This is a genomic window from Gluconobacter japonicus, assembly GCF_002723975.1.
Classification (GTDB): domain Bacteria; phylum Pseudomonadota; class Alphaproteobacteria; order Acetobacterales; family Acetobacteraceae; genus Gluconobacter; species Gluconobacter japonicus.
Genome location: NZ_BEWO01000003.1, coordinates 64,458 through 80,706, shown reverse-complemented (window position 1 = coordinate 80,706; position 16,249 = coordinate 64,458). Strand labels below are relative to the sequence as shown.

The following is a 16,249-nucleotide window of genomic DNA, read 5'->3' as shown; positions in this document are numbered from 1 at the left end:
GCAAGCCTGCGAGCCAGTTTTCCTCGCTCGCAAAGCTATTTGGGGCACGGACCATATCCTGCCTCCAGAACAATTAAGAGAGACAAACTATTTCAGAAGAAGTGGTTTTCCATTTTCAGAAGAACAGAGGTGTCATGTCTTCTTCTCTCCAGAGGGTGCTCTCGCCAGTAACCTCTATTCTGCTCGCACTTGTCGGGCTTTTCCTGCTGGGTGGGGGCGGTTACCTGCTCGTACTTGGTGGGTCCTGGTTCTACGCGCTGATGGGCGTTGTCATGCTTGTGGCAGCGGTCGTTGGCCTGAAGAACCCGGCTCAGGCAGGACGCATTTTCGCAGGCCTGCTGCTGGTTGCGACGATCTGGTCCGTCATTGAAGTCGGTTTCAACATCTGGGGCCTTGAAGTCCGTCTGTTCACGCTGATCGGCATTGCCTGCTGGATGATGCTGCCGTGGGTCTGGCGTTCGGGCGCATCCTGGATGTCTGACAAGCGTGAACTCGTTGGTTCTGCTGCTATTGCCGTTGTGGCTCTGGTTGCAAGCTGCTTCACGTCCTATTCCATTGACGGCACTCTTCCGGCTGACCGTATGGCGGCTGCCAATCAGGTCGATGAGACGAGCAAGGGAACGCCTGCGTCCGACTGGCCGGCCTATGGTCGTACGGTTGGCGGTGATCGCTATAGCCCGCTGGGTCAGATCACACCGGCCAATATCAGCAATCTGAAGCGTGCCTGGGTGACCCGTACAGGTGATGTCCAGAAGGCTGACGAAGGCACTGTCGCTGGTCCAGATCAGGGACATGAGTTCAACCTCGAAGTCACGCCGATCAAGGTCGATGACACCCTGTATCTCTGCACGCCGCATAACTGGGTCATGGCCCTTGATGCTGCAACCGGCAAGGTGAAGTGGAAGTTCGATCCGAAGCCTGCGGCTGAAGATCTGGCGGCCAACGTCTATCTCGCTTGCCGTGGTGTTTCCTACTACAAGGCTCCGGACGACTATACGGCTCCTGATGGCTCCAAAGCCTGCCAGAAGCGTATTTTCTCCCCGGTTGGTGACGTTCGTCTCCTTGCTGTCGATGCGGAAACGGGCAAGCCCTGTGAAGACTTCGGCGAGCATGGTTTCATCTCCCTGCGCCAGTATCTCGGTCATGTGCCGCATGGCTTTCACTTCGTGACGTCTCCGCCGCTGGTGGTGAAGGATCGTGTGGTTCTCGGTGGCTGGATCTTCGATAACCAAGCGAACTTCGAACCGTCCGGTGCGATCCGTGCGTTCAACCCGATTTCCGGTGAAATCGAGTGGGCCTGGGACGCTGGACACAACCCGGAAAACTGGAAGCCCGGCCCGAACGACGAACTGACGCGTGACACCCCAAATGCCTGGGGCGTTTACACGGCAGATCCGGACCTCGGCCTGCTGTATATCCCGACGGGTAACTCTCCGCCGGATAACTGGGGTGGCACACGTCGTCCGTTCGACGATGCAACCTCCAGCGCAACCATTGCTCTCGACATTGAGACGGGTGAGCGACGCTGGACCTTCCAGACTGTTCATCATGACTTGTGGGACATGGATCTTCCGATCGGTCCGTCCATGGTTGACCTGCCTGGCCAGAACGGTGAATCCATTCCGGCTCTCGTCCAGAGCACGAAGCGTGGTGAGTTCTTTGTTCTGGATCGTCGTACCGGCAAGCCGGTTCCGGGTTACCCGGTTGAGGAACGTCCTGTTCCGACCGCTGGTGTTGCACCGGACGACCATGTGACGCCGACGCAGCCTTTCGCTGTTGGTCTGCCGTCCCTGACGCCGCCTGACCTGAAGGAAAGCGACATGTGGGGCGCGACGCTGCTGGATCAGATGATCTGCCGCATCCAGTTCCGTCAGTCCGCTTACGAAGGTCAGTTCACGCCGCCGCATGTTGGCAAGACGACGATCGTCTATCCGGCATTCTATGGTGTGGTTGACTGGCAGGGTGCATCCATCGACCCGCAGCGCAAGCTGCTGATCGCCAACGCCAGCTACCTGCCGTTCCGGATCCGTCTGGAAAAGCGTAACCATGCTGAAGCTTCCGGTATTCTACCGAAGTGGGACGGCAAGGGTGACAAGCCGGAAGCCAAGGGCGATGCTCTGAGTGTCTCTCCTGACTACGGTACACCTTACATTGCTTACACCAGCCCATGGCTGAACCCGCTTCAGATCCCCTGCAAGGGCCCGGTCTGGGGTACGGTGACGGCGATTGATCTGGTGACGAAGAAGATCGTCTGGCAGCATCCTGTCGGCACAACGCGCGACACGGGTCCTTTCCGGACGCATAACAACCTTCCGCTCCCGACCGGCATGTACAACATCGGCGGCAGTGTGATCACAAAGGGTGGCGTATCCTTCATGGGTGCGACGGCTGATGATTACCTGCGTGCCTTCGATGTCTCGACCGGTAAGGTGATCTGGCGTGACCGTCTGCCGGCTGGTGGACAGGCAACCCCGATGTCCTATCAAATGGGCGGGAAGCAATATGTTGTGATCGCCGCTGGTGGTCATGGGGGGCTTGGCACCCGCAGCGGTGACTATATCATCGCCTACACGATTGACGGACAGCAGGGCGCAGCCGCGAACTGATCTGACCGCGTTACCGTGGAGCGCGTCTCTTAGGAGAGGCGCTCCACACTCAGTACTTCTCCAGCGGAAATAAATGTCATGGTTCGCACGATCTGGTCCGGAGGGTGTCTCCGGGCCCTGAGTATCCTATTGCCCGCGTCATCCCTTCTGCCAGCCGTTGCGGCCCATGCAGCCGACATCCCGCTGGCCATCATTGGGCCTCACGAATACGATCTGCCAGTCGATTTCAAGCCGTTCAACGTCCTGGTGCAGTATGGTGACGGGAATGCTGCGGGTAATACCTATGACAGCGGCGGTCGGCGCCAGCCAACTGGTGGAAGTCATACTTGGGCAGGCATGACCAAATATGTGCATTTCCGAAGCTTTGATGCGATCCCGCATGTCGGATTTGCGTTTGAAGTCATTCAGTCGGAAAGTTTTGTGCTGGCGCAGGGCACAAATTATGGAGGTCTGGGTCCAACCATCGTGGGGCCTGCGGTCTGGTTCAAGCCGAATGCGCACAGCACCTTTGGTATCCAGACTTTCATGCAAACGCCGGTCGGCACCCGAGATGCGCTGTCTCCGAACTACTGGTCAAACCTGTCCAGTTTTATGTTCGATTATGAATGGAAGCATTTCAGCTTTGATGGCGATCTAGGTGCAATCGTAGCTTCTACCAAGCATAAGACGGGCGAACACAGCTTCTCGCCAGGAACGGTTTTCCATTCCAACCTGCGCTTTAGCTGGAAAGCGAGCAAGATTGTTGAACCATTCTTCGCGTTTGACTGGCAGAATACTGCCGGAATGCGTGATAATACGGCAAATAGCTGGGTAAGTGAATCCAGTGGTCGTGAAGTGGCGCTTGGCGTGGGTGCTATGGTCAACATTTCCAAGCGCGTCTCCCTGACCGGGCGATATTCACACTCCGTTGACGGTCGAAATGTGCCTGAGACGAATGCTTATTACATGAAGCTTGTTTATCTTTGGTGAGATCAATCCTCATTGAGTCGCGGATTTTTGCGCATCGAGTGAGAATTTCTACTCTATAAAAATATTTTTCTTTGGTTGCTGATTATTGGGCATGCAGGGTCAAACGTCTTACAATGTATAGCTGTGTTATACGGATCGTCGGTAAGGGATAGAGAAAATCGAATAGATATTGGGTTGAGTTTCTCTTGTATTTTTGCCAATCATTCTTTTGATAAGAATTGGATTGATTAAATATGCTTCATGTCACTGTTGGTCATCCGCGCACGCGTGCCATGCTTGATCTTCAAGAGAGTGCAGAGCGTGCAGGATTGCGTTTTCGTGCGCTTCGCCCTGCTGGTGAGCGGGAGCGTATTATTTTCATTGATAAATACGTCACGTTTGCTCAAATTTTGAATGAGCCATCTATTCGGTCACATGATATCATACTGTTCACAGATGCTTACGATACGTTGGTAATTGGTGGAGCGAATGAGATCGGTCGTGCTTTTCTAACAAGCGGAGACGATATTATTTTTAATGGTGAGACTACCTTCTGGCCACCTGCTACTTCGCCCGATGATCCACTGCAAGCATATTTTGATAATTATAGTGATAAGTTATGCCGTTATCTAAATAGTGGCTGCTATATTGGCTATGCTGGCGCAATCAAAAAAATGCTGTCTGAATGTTTGGCTTGGTCCCAGGAAGACGGGGATCATGATGACCAGCGCCTTGCATGCCGATTTATGATTAATGCTGCTGAACGTCATAATTTGAAGATTTCTGTCGATGTGGAGTGTAAGATATTTGGTACGCTCGGAGGGTCGCTGAATTTTTATCATTATTCTGGTGGTTCAGTACGTAATAGCCAAACCGGAAGCTGGCCTTCAGTAATTCATGCTAATGGAGATAAGAGCTCTATTGGTATACTTTCAATTATTAATTCTATTCAAAGAATATATCCTGAAGGGATCGACCTTCTGGCAGTAAAAGGGCAGAGAGGGTTTTTGCATAATACCCTTGATAAAAACGGTTTTGTAATTCATGAAAAACCATCTAAAGATATTTGCGTTGCCGTACGGCTAGGGCGGAATTCAATAATATTACTTTCAGCAGACAATACGTCTTTACGTAGCTTTCATCCGAATGGCGGTATATCGACGGCCAAATGGGCTAAAAATTGGGAAAAATTAAACATAGTAGAAGAAAAGATATTTACATGTCATGGTAATGAGTTAAATAATTATACTCAAAAAATTAATACCTCTCTCGGCGTTTGCGAGTTTCCTTTGGAAGCTTTTGCGGCTTGGACAAATGAGCATCTTTGCAGATTGATGGTTACGTTAAGTTCTCTATAGGATTCGGTTCCAATTTGAAGCTTTCTACATTCCGAATGTTTTCAGGGCCAAGCGACAAGCGGCCAGATCCCATGCGGCACAGCCGACACTTTTGAAAAATACTGGTTCTTCCGGTTTCTTCTCTCCTGTTAGATACGCCGCCAGAGACTTGACCTGTTTCCAGTCTTTGGCTGCCTGAAGGATATCACCAGCTTCAGAGGGGGCTCCAATAGGGTCATCCACAATACAGGTGCTTCCGTTAACGATGGTCGGGCCGATTTCAATCATCTCAGGCCGATAAGCACCAACGCCAATCACCAGTCGGGTAGAAACTGGAGGCTCATCATAGAGAACGGTCTGACTGCTGGTGACGGTTATCACGACATCCGGCGCAAAGTGCTCCAGAGGGGCAATGCGAAGTTGTAGCGCTGGGTATGCGTTGCTTTTTGTGAGGGTGCTGACGCGCTCAGGGGATCGGCCCTGAATATAAACGATGAGACCCGGATAAAGCGTATTCAGAGCTTCAAGATGGGCTTTGGCCTGTACGCCGGTGCCAATGAGAAGAACTGTTTCCAGCACTGGGGGGCGGAAGCACTCCAGCCCAAGCATAGACATCGCAGCGGTGCGACGTTCTGTTGTGGTAACGCCATCAAGTGAGAAAAGAAAACGCCCGTTAATGGCATCCATGCACGTGACCTGACCCTGAATGGCCGGAAGGTTCCTCGCTGCATTGTCCTTATAGAGCGTCAGCAATTTCGTTGCGACAATGTCTGGTGCGCAGGCGACCATGGACATGACAGCGCCGGTGCGATCAAGCGTTCGGACAACCATACGTTCAGGGCAGGATATCTGATCGTTATGATAATCCACGACTGCTTGGCGAAGCACTTCCACGAGATGAGAAAATGGAAGCAGCTTACGTGTTTCAGCGGCGGTCAAAGTCTTCACGGGGCACCTTCCTGTTCTTGCTTGGGAAGGTGCCCTGTTCGGAGTTAAAAATGAAGAGGGTGGGGAAGTCGGTTTGGATCAGGCGGCGATTTTGGGCCGGAAGCGAGCTGTCGAGACATCGCATTCATAGGCTGCGGCAACGGAATGGGGATCAAGCGCCAGTTCGTCCACCGCATCCAGGATACGCTCTACCTTGGCGTCATCCATCAGCACGCTGAAGTTCAGGCGCGTCCAGCCTGGTTTTTCGATTTCCTGCCCGGAAAGAATGGCCTGACGGATCGCATCTGACGCAGCTTCGTCAATACCCAGCAAACGATGGGCGTAGGGGCCGGCACAGGCGCAGCCGCCGCGGACCTGAATGCCATAACGGTCGGACAGCATGCGCGTGAAAAGCTGCTGGTGGATGAGGCCGCCGGTTACGGTGTCGCGGATCTGGAATGAGAAAATCGGCAGGGCTTTTGCCGTAGCGTGACCGAGAATCCTGATATTTGGATTTTTACTCCAGCGCGCGATAGCCCGTGCCCGCAGTTCGGCATTGCGTTCATCCATGAAGTTCTGACCAATCACATCCTTGACGATGAATGCCAGTGCTGCGCGGATATCGCCAATGACGTCAGGTGTTCCGCTTTCTTCAAGAGTGGCCAGACTGTTTGAGTAATCATGGTTCCAGGGAGAAACGAATTTGACCGTCCCCCCACCCGGGAGGACAGGACCACATCGCGTAACGGCGTCATTGCGAACGATCAGAATACCAGAGGCTGCAGGTCCACCAATGAATTTGTGGCAGGAGACAACAACGGCATCCTTCTCCACGGTTGTTCCGGGTTTCATGTCGATGGGCAGATAGGGGGCGGCACCGGCATAATCCCAGATCGAAAGCGCGCCGTGTGTCTTCAGGAGGGCCGTGACGGCGTCCACGTCCGTCATGATGCCGGTGACGTTGGATGCAGCCGAGAACGAACCGACTTTCAGACGTTCTTCGCCGCAGGAGGTCAGGGCTTTTTCAAGAATGGCCAGATCCGGGCCACCTTCTGCGGCTTCCGGGATCTCGATGATTTCGGCACCGCTTTCCCGCCAGGGTAGAATGTTGGAATGGTGCTCGTAGGGGCCGATGAAAATGACCGGACGATTGCCAGCCGCACAGCGGGCGGGAATTTCCAGAAGATGCACAAGACGGTTCAGACCGGCGGTGGCGCCGTTCCCCATAAAGATGGTCGTGAACCGATCTTCCGGCGCATGGCATAGACGGGCGATCATGGCGCGGGCTGAATTGCGCATCCGGGTCATGTATGCGCCACATAGTGAAGCTTCAGTGTGGCTGTTGGCATAGTAAGGGAGGACTTCGTTCATCACGAAGGTTTCGACCTGAACCAGTGCGCGGCCCGATGCCACATAGTCTGCATATAGCATGGACTGCACGCCAAAGGGGCTCATGAACTTCGTGCCATCTCCAAGCACGCCCTTGCGCAGGGCATCCCGTCCTGTTGCGCGTAGGGTTTGCTCGAACTGCGCCAATGCTGTTGCGCTGTTTTCAAGACTGCCGATCGTTTCCATGGTCCCTGATCCTTCCCTGAGCCGATAAAAGGAAAATACCTCACCGGAATGGGGAAAACCGCACCTTTATTGTAGACGAGAATGGGTTTTTTGTTGTCATTTACATCGATATGAGCAGAATCATCGATCAAACGGACCGTGCCATCCTCCGTATCCTCCAGAAGCAGGGAACGCCCTCCCAGCGTGAACTGGCTGAACAGGTCGGCCTGTCCCAGAATGCCTGCTGGCGTCGCCTGAACGCCTTGCGGGAGAGCGGAATTATCAGCCACGACACCGTGCGCCTCAATGCGCAGGCGCTGGGGCTGACATTGACGGTCTTTGTTCTGATGCGAACGCGCCACCATTCACGCGAATGGTTCGAAACGTTCCGCAAAGTGGTTGTTTCGATCCCAAACATCGTTGATTTTTACCGGATTGCCGGTGAGTATGATTACCTTCTCAAGGTTGTGGCCTGTGACATGAACGATTTTGATCGTGTCTATCAGCAGATCATCAGCAAGGTCGAGCTGGATGCCATTACCTCATACATGACCATGGAAACCCTGGCGGATAACAGGGATCTTCCGGTCTGATACATTACTGACAGGGATCTTTCATGACTGAACCGGACCAGCTCGCCCAAAGCCTGAGAACACGGCATATTGTCATGATTGCTCTGGGTGGTGTGATCGGTGCGGGTTTCTTCATCGGCTCATCAGCCGCTCTCTCAATGGGTGGCCCGGCGGTTATCGTGTCATATGTTCTGGCGGGACTTCTGGTCTGGCTGGTCAACAGCATGATGCGGGATCTGGCGTCTGTTACGCCAGGGCGTGCGTCGTTTCTCGGGCAGATCCGTCACGCTCTTGGAGATCGTTTTGGTTTCGTGGCGGGTTGGACATACTGGCTGACGTGGGTGACGGTCATTGGTGTGGAAGCGATTGCTGTCACGTCTATGCTCACACCCTATATTCCCGTTCCCTATGCCGTTCTGGAACTTCTGGTTCTTGGTGCCATGACGGCTGTCAATCTTCTGTCCGTCAAAGGGTATGGCGAATTCGAGTACTGGTTTTCAGCCATCAAGGTTCTGGCCATCATCGTATTCAGCGGGATCGGTTTTTGGGCGCTTGGAGTTCATTCCATTCCCGTGAAGGAGAATTTGTTCAGTCATGGCGGTGTTCTGCCGCACGGCCTTCTTGCTCTTCTGGCGGTTATTCCAACCGTATTGTTCTCCATGGGCGGAAGCGAAATTGCGACGGTGGCTGCGGTTGAATCCGACAATACGGAGCGGAATATCGCGCGCGCGACCCGCACCATTCCCTTGCGGATCGGTGTTTTCTATCTCGTTACCATTTCGCTCATCCTGTGCCTCGTCCCATGGACAGATATTGTGCCGGGACAGTCCCCGTTTCTGCTGGTGCTGAACCGGTTTCATGTTCCCTTTGCCGGGCTAGCTATGGGGGTCGTCATTCTTGTTGCTGCGCTATCCAGCCTGAACTCCGGCATCTATGTGACGTCCCGTATTCTGTATGAGCTTGCAGAGACAGGCGATGCACCATCCACTTTTCTGGTCGTCGAACCTAAAACGCAGCTTCCCCGTCGTGCCCTTCTGGCGAGTGTAGGGTCATCCATTTTTGTTGCAGCAACGGCTGTTCTGTCGCCGGGTCTGATCTTTGCTGTTCTTGTCAGCCTGACGGGCGGTTTCATGCTGTTCAATAACGCGCTTCTTGTGTTGGGGCGCTTGAAGATCATGCCCCGGAAGCCTGTTGGTGCTTATGTTGCCTTGGCCCTGATTGCCATGGCGATTATCGCCATGATGATTCAGCCCGAGACGCGCTCACAGATTGAGATGGGTGCCTTTGCGATTATAGTAATTCTTCTGGCAGAGCGCTTTCTGCCCCGGGCTAAAAGCCTTCAGAATAACGCCCCCTGAGCTGGCGACAATGGAACGTCCGCGCCTGTATCCTTCAAAATCCAGGCGCGAAGAACGGCCAGAATAGCCTGCTGTTCGTCTTCGGTCAGAGACTTGCCGGAGCGGATGCCGTGCCATTTTGAAAGGCAGCCACGGCAGCATGACCCGGTGGCGTGCTGGGCAATGAAAATGGGGTGGCCACGCATGGGCGTTTGTTTCCCATCCTGCGCAGGATAAGCCGGAGCGAGACGATCGCGGATGAATGTCGCGCCATGCTCCATGACGGCATCAAGCCCACGGCTTTCCAGATATTGCTGCGCCTGTTCATCGAGGTGGAACCGGGCACGGAACCGGGATTTCTGAAGTCTCAGGAGAAGCTCTTCGGGAGAAGAAACGCTCAAGACGGATCAACCTTCTGAAAATACGCAAAAAAAATGTTGTGAGGGCGCTTTCACCCTCTGTGAGAACATCTGTTCTTACTCCATATGGTGCCGGATGGACGCTTTTCCGAGACGCACCCGAACTGATTCTGCATCTGGCGATATGGCCAGCCTGCCGGTCCTGTCCCCTCTTCAGGTTCAGGATCTGTTCACAGCCCGTCTGGACGAGATTTGTGGCCAGTTTGAAGAGTGGGGCTTTCCGCTTGTTGTTGCCGGGCAACTGGGTGATGTGGCGCCGAATGCTTACCGGAAATACTATCAGCTTCCCTTAATCGACCCGCAACTTGGAACCTCTATTGCGCTTGAGGCGACCAAATCCATTCTGGCTGCGGCAGATGTTCGCGCAGGCGACTATGTACGGGTGACGGGCTTTTTGAGGGCGCGACATCTCAGGGGGCAGGTGGCTCTTCGGTTTGAAGCGCTGGCGGTTGACCCTTACGATCCCGGACGACAGAAGGTTGATCGCGCTGAAAAGTCCCTTCTGGATGTTCTTCGGGGATTGAGCTGGGAGTTCCATCCGTATCCTGAGCGGCGGGAGGCAAGACTTCTGCTCATTCACTCTGCCTCATCCAATGCTCTTGTGGCGGAAGACTTTCTTCAGGGGCTCGGAGGCGGCTGGCGATCAGAACGTATTCGGTCTTTGCCGGTAGCCATGACGGACCCGCATCGGATTGCTGATGCCGTTGGGACGTGTCGGGAAGACATTATTGTTCTGATCCGTGGTGGCGGAGATATGTCAGAATTTGCGGTGTTTGAGCATCCACTCGTTCTGGAAGCACTGGCCACCTGTCAGGCGCACCGGGTTCTGGGTGTGGGACACACCGCCAACCGGACGCTGGCCGAGCGTCTCGTCGACCATGCTGCCACGACGCCGGCTGATGCGGGGCATTATATTCGCAGGATGAGCGGTCGCCTCTGGCAACAGCAGGAAGAAGCACGCGCTCAGCAGGAAGAAATTGTCGCCCTGCGGGAAAGCGCTGCATCCATGGCGGTGGCGCCCCCTGGTCCGGCTCTGGGAACAAGGCTCAGAAATGCTCTGATCTTGCTGGGATTAGGGTTGCTACTGGGATGGCTGCTCCCAAGGTTTTTCTGATTTCTGGAAAGCCCCATCTGTCTTTGGATAACGCCTGCCTCGAAAGGCCGAGGCAGGTGTATCAGGCTGTGTGGAGTATCAGGCCGGAAAACTCTTGCGCTGGCGTGTTAGCGAACGTCGACGCGCACCACAGGGTGCGTGACTGAGCCGTCTGCCACAGCGTGCATTTCGATCTGGATTGGTTGTGCCCCTGCCGTGTTGATCCGATGGGCGACGGGTTCCAGATCTGCCTGAGTTGCTTCTGTCATGGCCTTGGCCTGCGCTGCGGGATCGCTCTGTAGCGGAACCAGAAGCTGCACAATGAACAGAACATTCTCCTTGCGGGCGAGTGCCGCCTTCACGGCCTTGTCCACGGTAGGCCCATATTCGGCTTCGGGTGTCCCGCCCTCAATCTGCAGGAAGGGAGATTTGGGCTTCGGTGCAGGGGGCGCTGGTGGAACATACGGCTTGGGTGGTCTGCTGGCTTGCGGGTTGAACGTGCGCTGATCGATCAGCTTGCAGCCAGCCAGCAGGGGAGTCACCAGCAGGATGCTTCCCGCCAGAAGAAGGGCACGTGGAGCCATGATGCCTCGAAAGGAACGAAAATTGCGGAGAATTGCAGCCATATTGTGCGGGACCGTCGCAGGAACGGACGGTTTGGGCAAGATTAAGCGCATCAAGTTCATGAAAAACTGTGCCAACCCCCTGTTGCTTCTTTGTAGCGATGCTATGGATGATGCCCTTTCGTCAGAATAGCGGAGTAGGCAGGCATGGCGGTAAAAATCGCAATCAACGGTTTCGGACGTATCGGACGTCTCGTTCTGCGCGGCATCATCGAGAGTGGTCGTACGGACGTTGAAGTCGTAGCCATCAACGATCTGGGTTCGGTAGAAGCAAACGCTCATCTGCTGGGTCATGACAGCGTTCATGGTCGCCTGCCGGGCAAGGTCCGCGCGGAAGGCAATACGCTCATCATCGAAGCGAATGGTCGCACTTATGGTCCGATCACGGTGTCTGCCGAGCGCGACCCCTCCAAGGTACCGTTCGAAGGCATTGATGTTGCCATGGAATGCACGGGCCTGTTCACGACGCGTGAAAAGGCTGCTGCTCTGCTCGAAGCTGGCGCAAAGCGTGTGATCGTCTCCGCTCCGGCAACGGATGTGGACGCGACCATCGTCTTCGGTGTGAACAACGACGTTCTGACGCCGGACATGAAGGTGATTTCCAACGCCTCCTGCACCACGAACTGCCTTGCACCTGTTGCGTCCGTTCTGGATGAAGCATTCGGCATCGAGCGTGGCTACATGGTCACGATCCATTCCTACACAGGTGATCAGCGCACGGTGGATACGCTCCACAAGGATCCGCGTCGTGCCCGCGCAGCGGCTCTGAACATGATCCCGACGTCAACGGGCGCTGCCAAGGCTGTTGGTCTGGTTCTGCCGCACCTGAAGGGTAAGCTGGACGGTACAGCCATTCGTGTTCCAACGCCGAACGTCTCTCTCGTCTCCCTCGACTTCGTACCGAAGACCGTTCCGGCTTCCGCTGAGGCCGTGAATGAAGCCATTCGCGTTGCGTCCGAAGGCAAGCTCAAGGGGATCCTTGAGTACAACACGGACCCGCTGGTGAGCACGGACTTCAACCATTCTCCGGCATCCTCCACGTTCGACGCCACGCAGACGGCTCTGGTCGATGGTGGCCAGCTTGTTCGCATCTGCGCCTGGTATGACAATGAGTGGGGTTTCTCCAACCGTATGGCGGATACGGCCGCCGCTTTCGGGAGCCTCTGAACCATGGTGTTCCGCACGCTCGATAACCTGGAGGCACGCGGTAAGCGCGTGCTCGTCCGGGCTGATCTGAACGTGCCGATGCATGACGGCGTCATTACTGACGCCACGCGCATCGAGCGCGTTGCCCCGACCATCAGTGAACTCGCCGGCAAAGGCGCGCGCGTTGTGGTCCTGAGCCATTTCGACCGCCCGAAGGGCAAGGTCGTTCCGAGTATGTCTCTGCACCCAATCGCCGAGAAGCTTGGCGAAGTGCTGGGCAAGCCAGTGGCTTTCGTTTCTGAATGTGTTGGTCCAACCGTTGAGGCGGCTGTTGCTGCCCTCAAGGATGGCGATGTGCTGGTTCTGGAAAACACGCGCTTTCACGCGGGTGAGGAAGCCAATGATCCGGCTTTCGCCAAGGCTCTCGCAGAAAATGGCGATATTTTCGTCAATGATGCGTTCTCAGCGGCTCATCGCGCCCACGCCTCCACAGAAGGTGTGGCGCATGATCTACCGTCCTTCGCTGGGCGGCTGATGCAGGCCGAACTCTCTGCTCTGTCGGCCGCGCTGGAAAACCCGGAACGTCCGGTTGGTGCCATCATTGGTGGCTCCAAGATTTCCACGAAGCTGGATCTGATTGGCAACGTCATCGAGAAGGTGGACACGCTGTTCATCACCGGTGCGATGGCCAACACGTTCCTGGCGGCGGAAGGCATTGCTGTGGGCAAGTCTCTGCAGGAAGCGGACATGCACGAAACAGCCCGTAAGATTGCGCATCTTGCGCAGGAAAAGGGCTGTGAAATCGTTCTGCCGGTTGATGCCGTTGTGGCGCGTGAGTTCAAGGCTGGTGCCGAGAGCGAAGTGTGCCTGATTGGTGAAGTTCCGGCCGATGCCATGATTCTCGACGCCGGTCCGCGCACGGTGGAACTGATCAACGAACGTCTGGCGACTTTGAAGACGCTGGTTTGGAATGGTCCTCTGGGGGCGTTCGAGATTGAGCCCTTTGATCGCGCAACTGTTGAGGTTGCACAGGAAGCGGCCCGTCTGACACAGGACGGCAAGCTGCGCACGGTTGCAGGCGGTGGTGACACGGTCTCTGCTCTGCGTCATGCCGGTGTGGCTGGCCAGATGAGTTATGTCTCGACGGCTGGCGGTGCGTTTCTGGAGTGGCTGGAAGGCAAAATTCTTCCGGGTATCGAAGTGCTTCGTACGACAGGACAGCAACTCGGTCTGGACTGATTATCAGAAGGCGGGGAGTGTAACCTCCCCGCTTTTTTTGCCTTGGCCTTACGGAAAGAAAATTTCCTCAATTCTGCGCTCGAAAAGCTGCGAGATCGTAAAAGCTAAAGGGAGGCTCGGATCATAGCGCCCTTTTTCGATAGCATTGACCGTTTGTCTTGAAACATCCAGTGCTGAGGCCAGATCTGCCTGACTCCAGCTGCGTTCCGCCCGAAGTTCTTTGAGGCAATTGTTCACCGATAACGCCTTTGAGCGACAATGCCACTGATCCCCCAGAACGCGCACATAATCGGCCAGACCGCAAAAGCTCTGAGATGAGGCAGGTCAGCACTTTCAGCGAAGCCCCAAGCAAAAGTTAGCAGGGCAGTTCCCAGAAAAGACATTGCGATCGCATCCAGCTGAATGCGTCGTTGCAATTCATCCATTCGCCAGATTGCACGCATGATGGCGGATGCTGCGGCTAAAGCTCCTAGCATGGGTGTGAGCGCCAGAACCATTCTTGCGGGGAACGCAGGATGGAGTGCGCGTTCCAGGTAATTGGCTCCAAACAGCAACACCACATACAGGGTCACAGCACTGCCAAGTTCAATAAGATATCGTCGACCGTAGAGCATCTCTCATTCCCTTTAATGTAAAGGATGCTTTACTTTTTGAGTGAAAATGTCAAGCAGGCTTTACATAAGGAATCCAAACTTGCCATGTGTACCGATCACGTTTCGTGACGTCATGAAACTTTCTAACTTTTTCAATTGTAATTTTGGTGTCTGACTCCGCACACTGATATCCAGCCCTTCGCTTTGCTGGAATCCGCTTGATGCGCCTGCTCACTGTCCTGATGAGGTCTTTCCCCGTGCTGATTATGGCAACGGGAACGTGCAACGCGCTGGCAGCAGATTCTGTGCCATCGGGGGTATCGCCGAAACAGCCGCTTTCAGCTTTTGCGCATCCTTTTGACGCCTCGTTGTCTCAGACGGTTTCCGCTGACCCCAGACAAGGTGCTGCGCTTATGCGAGGTCTGGAGAAGCATCGGGCCAGTATGGTGGCGGAGCAGATGTCTTCAAGTTTTGGCGCAGCCCCGTTGCCGGACGAAAATATTGAAGGTCCTCGGGATGCGGTTCAGTCGGACGCGTATCTCAAACCTGATTTCTTTTCGGATAAGGTCGGTCGAGTTGACGACGCGGCAGCAGAAAATCATGCAGACCAACATCGAAAAGGCGCAGGCACAGTCGCCGGAGGACTGGCACTGGCCGTTCCACTTTCGCAGTAAGATCGGCTACGGTCAGGTGTGGCGGTAAATGTAAATCGAATGATTTAGACCTTGGAATTTATAAGCTAATTTGTAGTCTGCAGTGATTTCCAGGAAAATTTCTTTTCGTACGAGGAGATTTTCCTGAAGTGGTAATGGATCTTCCGTAACAATATATTCTGGCCTTGCTGCGAGAACCCTGTGGGTTTCCTGCATGACATCTACGCCTGTTGCATGGGCTTCGATTTTTTCGTGGAAATGTCCTGGAAAAGGGTGGTTTGTCAGAGGGCACCAGTAAGGAGTGTCGTAGAGTGCGGGCGGTCCCTGATAGACAAAGACGCAGCCGGGCTTTTGGCTCATGACACCCAGCATCGCCTGAAACGTCTGTCGATTTCCATTCTCAAGGCGATGTTTTCGAAGGCTGTACTGCCCTGTTAATGAAATAACGCAGAGGAGGGCAACCACCCATGCTCGTCCCTCTTTCCATCGCCATAAAGGAGCGGAGGTCAACGCCAGAGGAGCGTAGAGGGGAAGGGCGTAATGAGGGTACCAACCCCCGAAAACCAGGACTCCCAAGCATGCAACGCAGGCCCAGAGCATGAGGTAAAGATATTGAGGATCGGAAGCTTTTTTATATGCAAGGAAGCCTGTTGCGATGAGTCCGATCATGAGAGGCAAAATGGCTCTCAGCATGCGTAACTGCAGATGGTAAGTTTCTTCACTGGGTCCGTGGCCACGTAGGAAGATGGATTCCAGATTGGCAAAAACCCATTCGGAACTATGCCCGATAGCCGCGTAGAAACAGAAGACAGCAAATGTTGGCAGAAGACCTGCAGCTGCAAATAATACGGATTTTTGAAGCGTTTTCGACAAGGATCGGCATTTTAGCCAACTCCAGACAACGCTATAGAGCCCAACGAAAATACCTTCAAAGACCACAGTATATTTCAACTGCATGGCGAGGCCGAACAGAAGCATTCCGAGAAGGGGGTGTCTGTCCGGGTTTTTTCTATCTGGCTGTGTAATACCACGCAGAACGAGCGCGACTGCTGCAGTTACAAGAAGGTTATAAAAAACGGGCGTCTGACCGCCTTCGCCCTGTGAAAGATTGAGGAGCGCGACATACAGAAGTGCTGAAACGAATGCTCCTGTCGCAGGAGCGATAGTTTTCCCCATACGGAACAGAAGCCATGCGGTTCCCC

General features: G+C 54.5%; 16 protein-coding genes. 9 read left to right on the top strand and 7 right to left on the bottom strand.

Annotated features, from left to right (window positions below; all coding sequences use genetic code 11):
* The first annotated feature begins 134 nt into the window (after positions 1 to 134).
* The 3 genes from GJA01_RS02875 to GJA01_RS15130 all read left to right on the top strand — a co-directional run bounded on the left by GJA01_RS02875 (position 135) and on the right by GJA01_RS15130 (position 4,912).
* The gene (locus tag GJA01_RS02875; protein ID WP_026017647.1) at positions 135 to 2,606 is read left to right on the top strand and encodes a membrane-bound PQQ-dependent dehydrogenase, glucose/quinate/shikimate family; all 2,472 of its coding nucleotides are present in this window, start codon (positions 135 to 137) and stop codon (positions 2,604 to 2,606) included.
* A gap of 78 nt (positions 2,607 to 2,684) precedes the next feature.
* A complete protein-coding gene (locus GJA01_RS02870; RefSeq protein ID WP_023943672.1) occupies positions 2,685 to 3,575 on the top strand; it encodes a transporter in 891 nt (296 codons plus the stop codon).
* A gap of 233 nt (positions 3,576 to 3,808) precedes the next feature.
* Complete coding sequence (locus tag GJA01_RS15130) at positions 3,809 to 4,912, top strand: glycosyltransferase domain-containing protein (RefSeq protein ID WP_145993781.1); 1,104 nt, start codon at positions 3,809 to 3,811, stop codon at positions 4,910 to 4,912.
* Between the two features lie 24 nt (positions 4,913 to 4,936).
* Here the strand turns inward: GJA01_RS15130 and GJA01_RS02860 are convergent, their stop codons facing one another.
* Together GJA01_RS02860 and GJA01_RS02855 are read right to left on the bottom strand one after the other, a co-directional pair.
* Positions 4,937 to 5,839 carry a delta(1)-pyrroline-2-carboxylate reductase family protein gene (locus tag GJA01_RS02860; RefSeq protein ID WP_062504805.1) on the bottom strand — a complete coding sequence of 301 codons (903 nt, stop codon included), beginning with the start codon at positions 5,837 to 5,839 and terminating at the stop codon, positions 4,937 to 4,939.
* Between the two features lie 78 nt (positions 5,840 to 5,917).
* On the bottom strand, positions 5,918 to 7,393 hold the full coding sequence (locus tag GJA01_RS02855; protein WP_062504807.1) for an aminotransferase class V-fold PLP-dependent enzyme: 1,476 nt from the start codon (positions 7,391 to 7,393) through the stop codon (positions 5,918 to 5,920).
* A gap of 110 nt (positions 7,394 to 7,503) precedes the next feature.
* Between GJA01_RS02855 and GJA01_RS02850 the strand changes: the two genes are divergently transcribed.
* Together GJA01_RS02850 and GJA01_RS02845 are read left to right on the top strand one after the other, a co-directional pair.
* On the top strand, positions 7,504 to 7,965 hold the full coding sequence (locus GJA01_RS02850; protein ID WP_010504285.1) for an Lrp/AsnC family transcriptional regulator: 462 nt from the start codon (positions 7,504 to 7,506) through the stop codon (positions 7,963 to 7,965).
* A 23-nt stretch (positions 7,966 to 7,988) separates the two neighbouring features.
* Positions 7,989 to 9,302: an amino acid permease gene (locus GJA01_RS02845; RefSeq protein ID WP_062504809.1), complete on the top strand. Its 1,314-nt coding sequence runs from the start codon at positions 7,989 to 7,991 to the stop codon at positions 9,300 to 9,302.
* Here GJA01_RS02845 and GJA01_RS02840 read toward each other — a convergent pair.
* Complete coding sequence (locus GJA01_RS02840; protein ID WP_062504812.1) at positions 9,284 to 9,682, bottom strand: DUF4186 domain-containing protein; 399 nt, start codon at positions 9,680 to 9,682, stop codon at positions 9,284 to 9,286. The genes GJA01_RS02845 and GJA01_RS02840 overlap by 19 nt on opposite strands.
* Before the next feature lie 142 nt (positions 9,683 to 9,824).
* Here GJA01_RS02840 and GJA01_RS02835 point away from each other — a divergent pair, with 142 nt between their 5' ends.
* The gene (locus GJA01_RS02835) at positions 9,825 to 10,814 is read left to right on the top strand and encodes an exodeoxyribonuclease VII large subunit (RefSeq protein ID WP_253783368.1); all 990 of its coding nucleotides are present in this window, start codon (positions 9,825 to 9,827) and stop codon (positions 10,812 to 10,814) included.
* Between the two features lie 107 nt (positions 10,815 to 10,921).
* Here the strand turns inward: GJA01_RS02835 and GJA01_RS02830 are convergent, their stop codons facing one another.
* Positions 10,922 to 11,377: a hypothetical protein gene (locus GJA01_RS02830; protein ID WP_253783370.1), complete on the bottom strand. Its 456-nt coding sequence runs from the start codon at positions 11,375 to 11,377 to the stop codon at positions 10,922 to 10,924.
* Positions 11,378 to 11,563: 186 nt separating this feature from the next.
* Here GJA01_RS02830 and gap point away from each other — a divergent pair, with 186 nt between their 5' ends.
* On the top strand, positions 11,564 to 12,583 hold the full coding sequence (gap, locus tag GJA01_RS02825; RefSeq protein ID WP_062504816.1) for a type I glyceraldehyde-3-phosphate dehydrogenase: 1,020 nt from the start codon (positions 11,564 to 11,566) through the stop codon (positions 12,581 to 12,583).
* A gap of 3 nt (positions 12,584 to 12,586) precedes the next feature.
* Positions 12,587 to 13,801 carry a phosphoglycerate kinase gene (locus GJA01_RS02820; RefSeq protein ID WP_062504817.1) on the top strand — a complete coding sequence of 405 codons (1,215 nt, stop codon included), beginning with the start codon at positions 12,587 to 12,589 and terminating at the stop codon, positions 13,799 to 13,801.
* A 48-nt stretch (positions 13,802 to 13,849) separates the two neighbouring features.
* Here the strand turns inward: GJA01_RS02820 and GJA01_RS02815 are convergent, their stop codons facing one another.
* Both GJA01_RS02815 and GJA01_RS02810 read right to left on the bottom strand, forming a co-directional pair.
* Complete coding sequence (locus GJA01_RS02815) at positions 13,850 to 14,038, bottom strand: helix-turn-helix transcriptional regulator (RefSeq protein WP_062504822.1); 189 nt, start codon at positions 14,036 to 14,038, stop codon at positions 13,850 to 13,852.
* A complete protein-coding gene (locus tag GJA01_RS02810; RefSeq protein WP_062504824.1) occupies positions 14,035 to 14,415 on the bottom strand; it encodes a hypothetical protein in 381 nt (126 codons plus the stop codon). Before GJA01_RS02810 ends, GJA01_RS02815 begins: the two co-directional genes overlap by 4 nt.
* A 200-nt stretch (positions 14,416 to 14,615) precedes the next feature.
* On the opposite strand from GJA01_RS02810, the gene GJA01_RS02805 reads away from it, so the two are divergent.
* Entirely contained in the window at positions 14,616 to 15,068 is a 453-nt protein-coding gene (locus GJA01_RS02805; RefSeq protein ID WP_062504826.1) for a hypothetical protein, read from the top strand.
* Between the two features lie 12 nt (positions 15,069 to 15,080).
* Here the strand turns inward: GJA01_RS02805 and GJA01_RS02800 are convergent, their stop codons facing one another.
* Positions 15,081 to 16,025, bottom strand: a complete 945-nt coding sequence (locus GJA01_RS02800) for a hypothetical protein (RefSeq protein WP_253783372.1) — start codon at positions 16,023 to 16,025, stop codon at positions 15,081 to 15,083.
* Between the last annotated feature and the right edge of the window lie 224 nt (positions 16,026 to 16,249).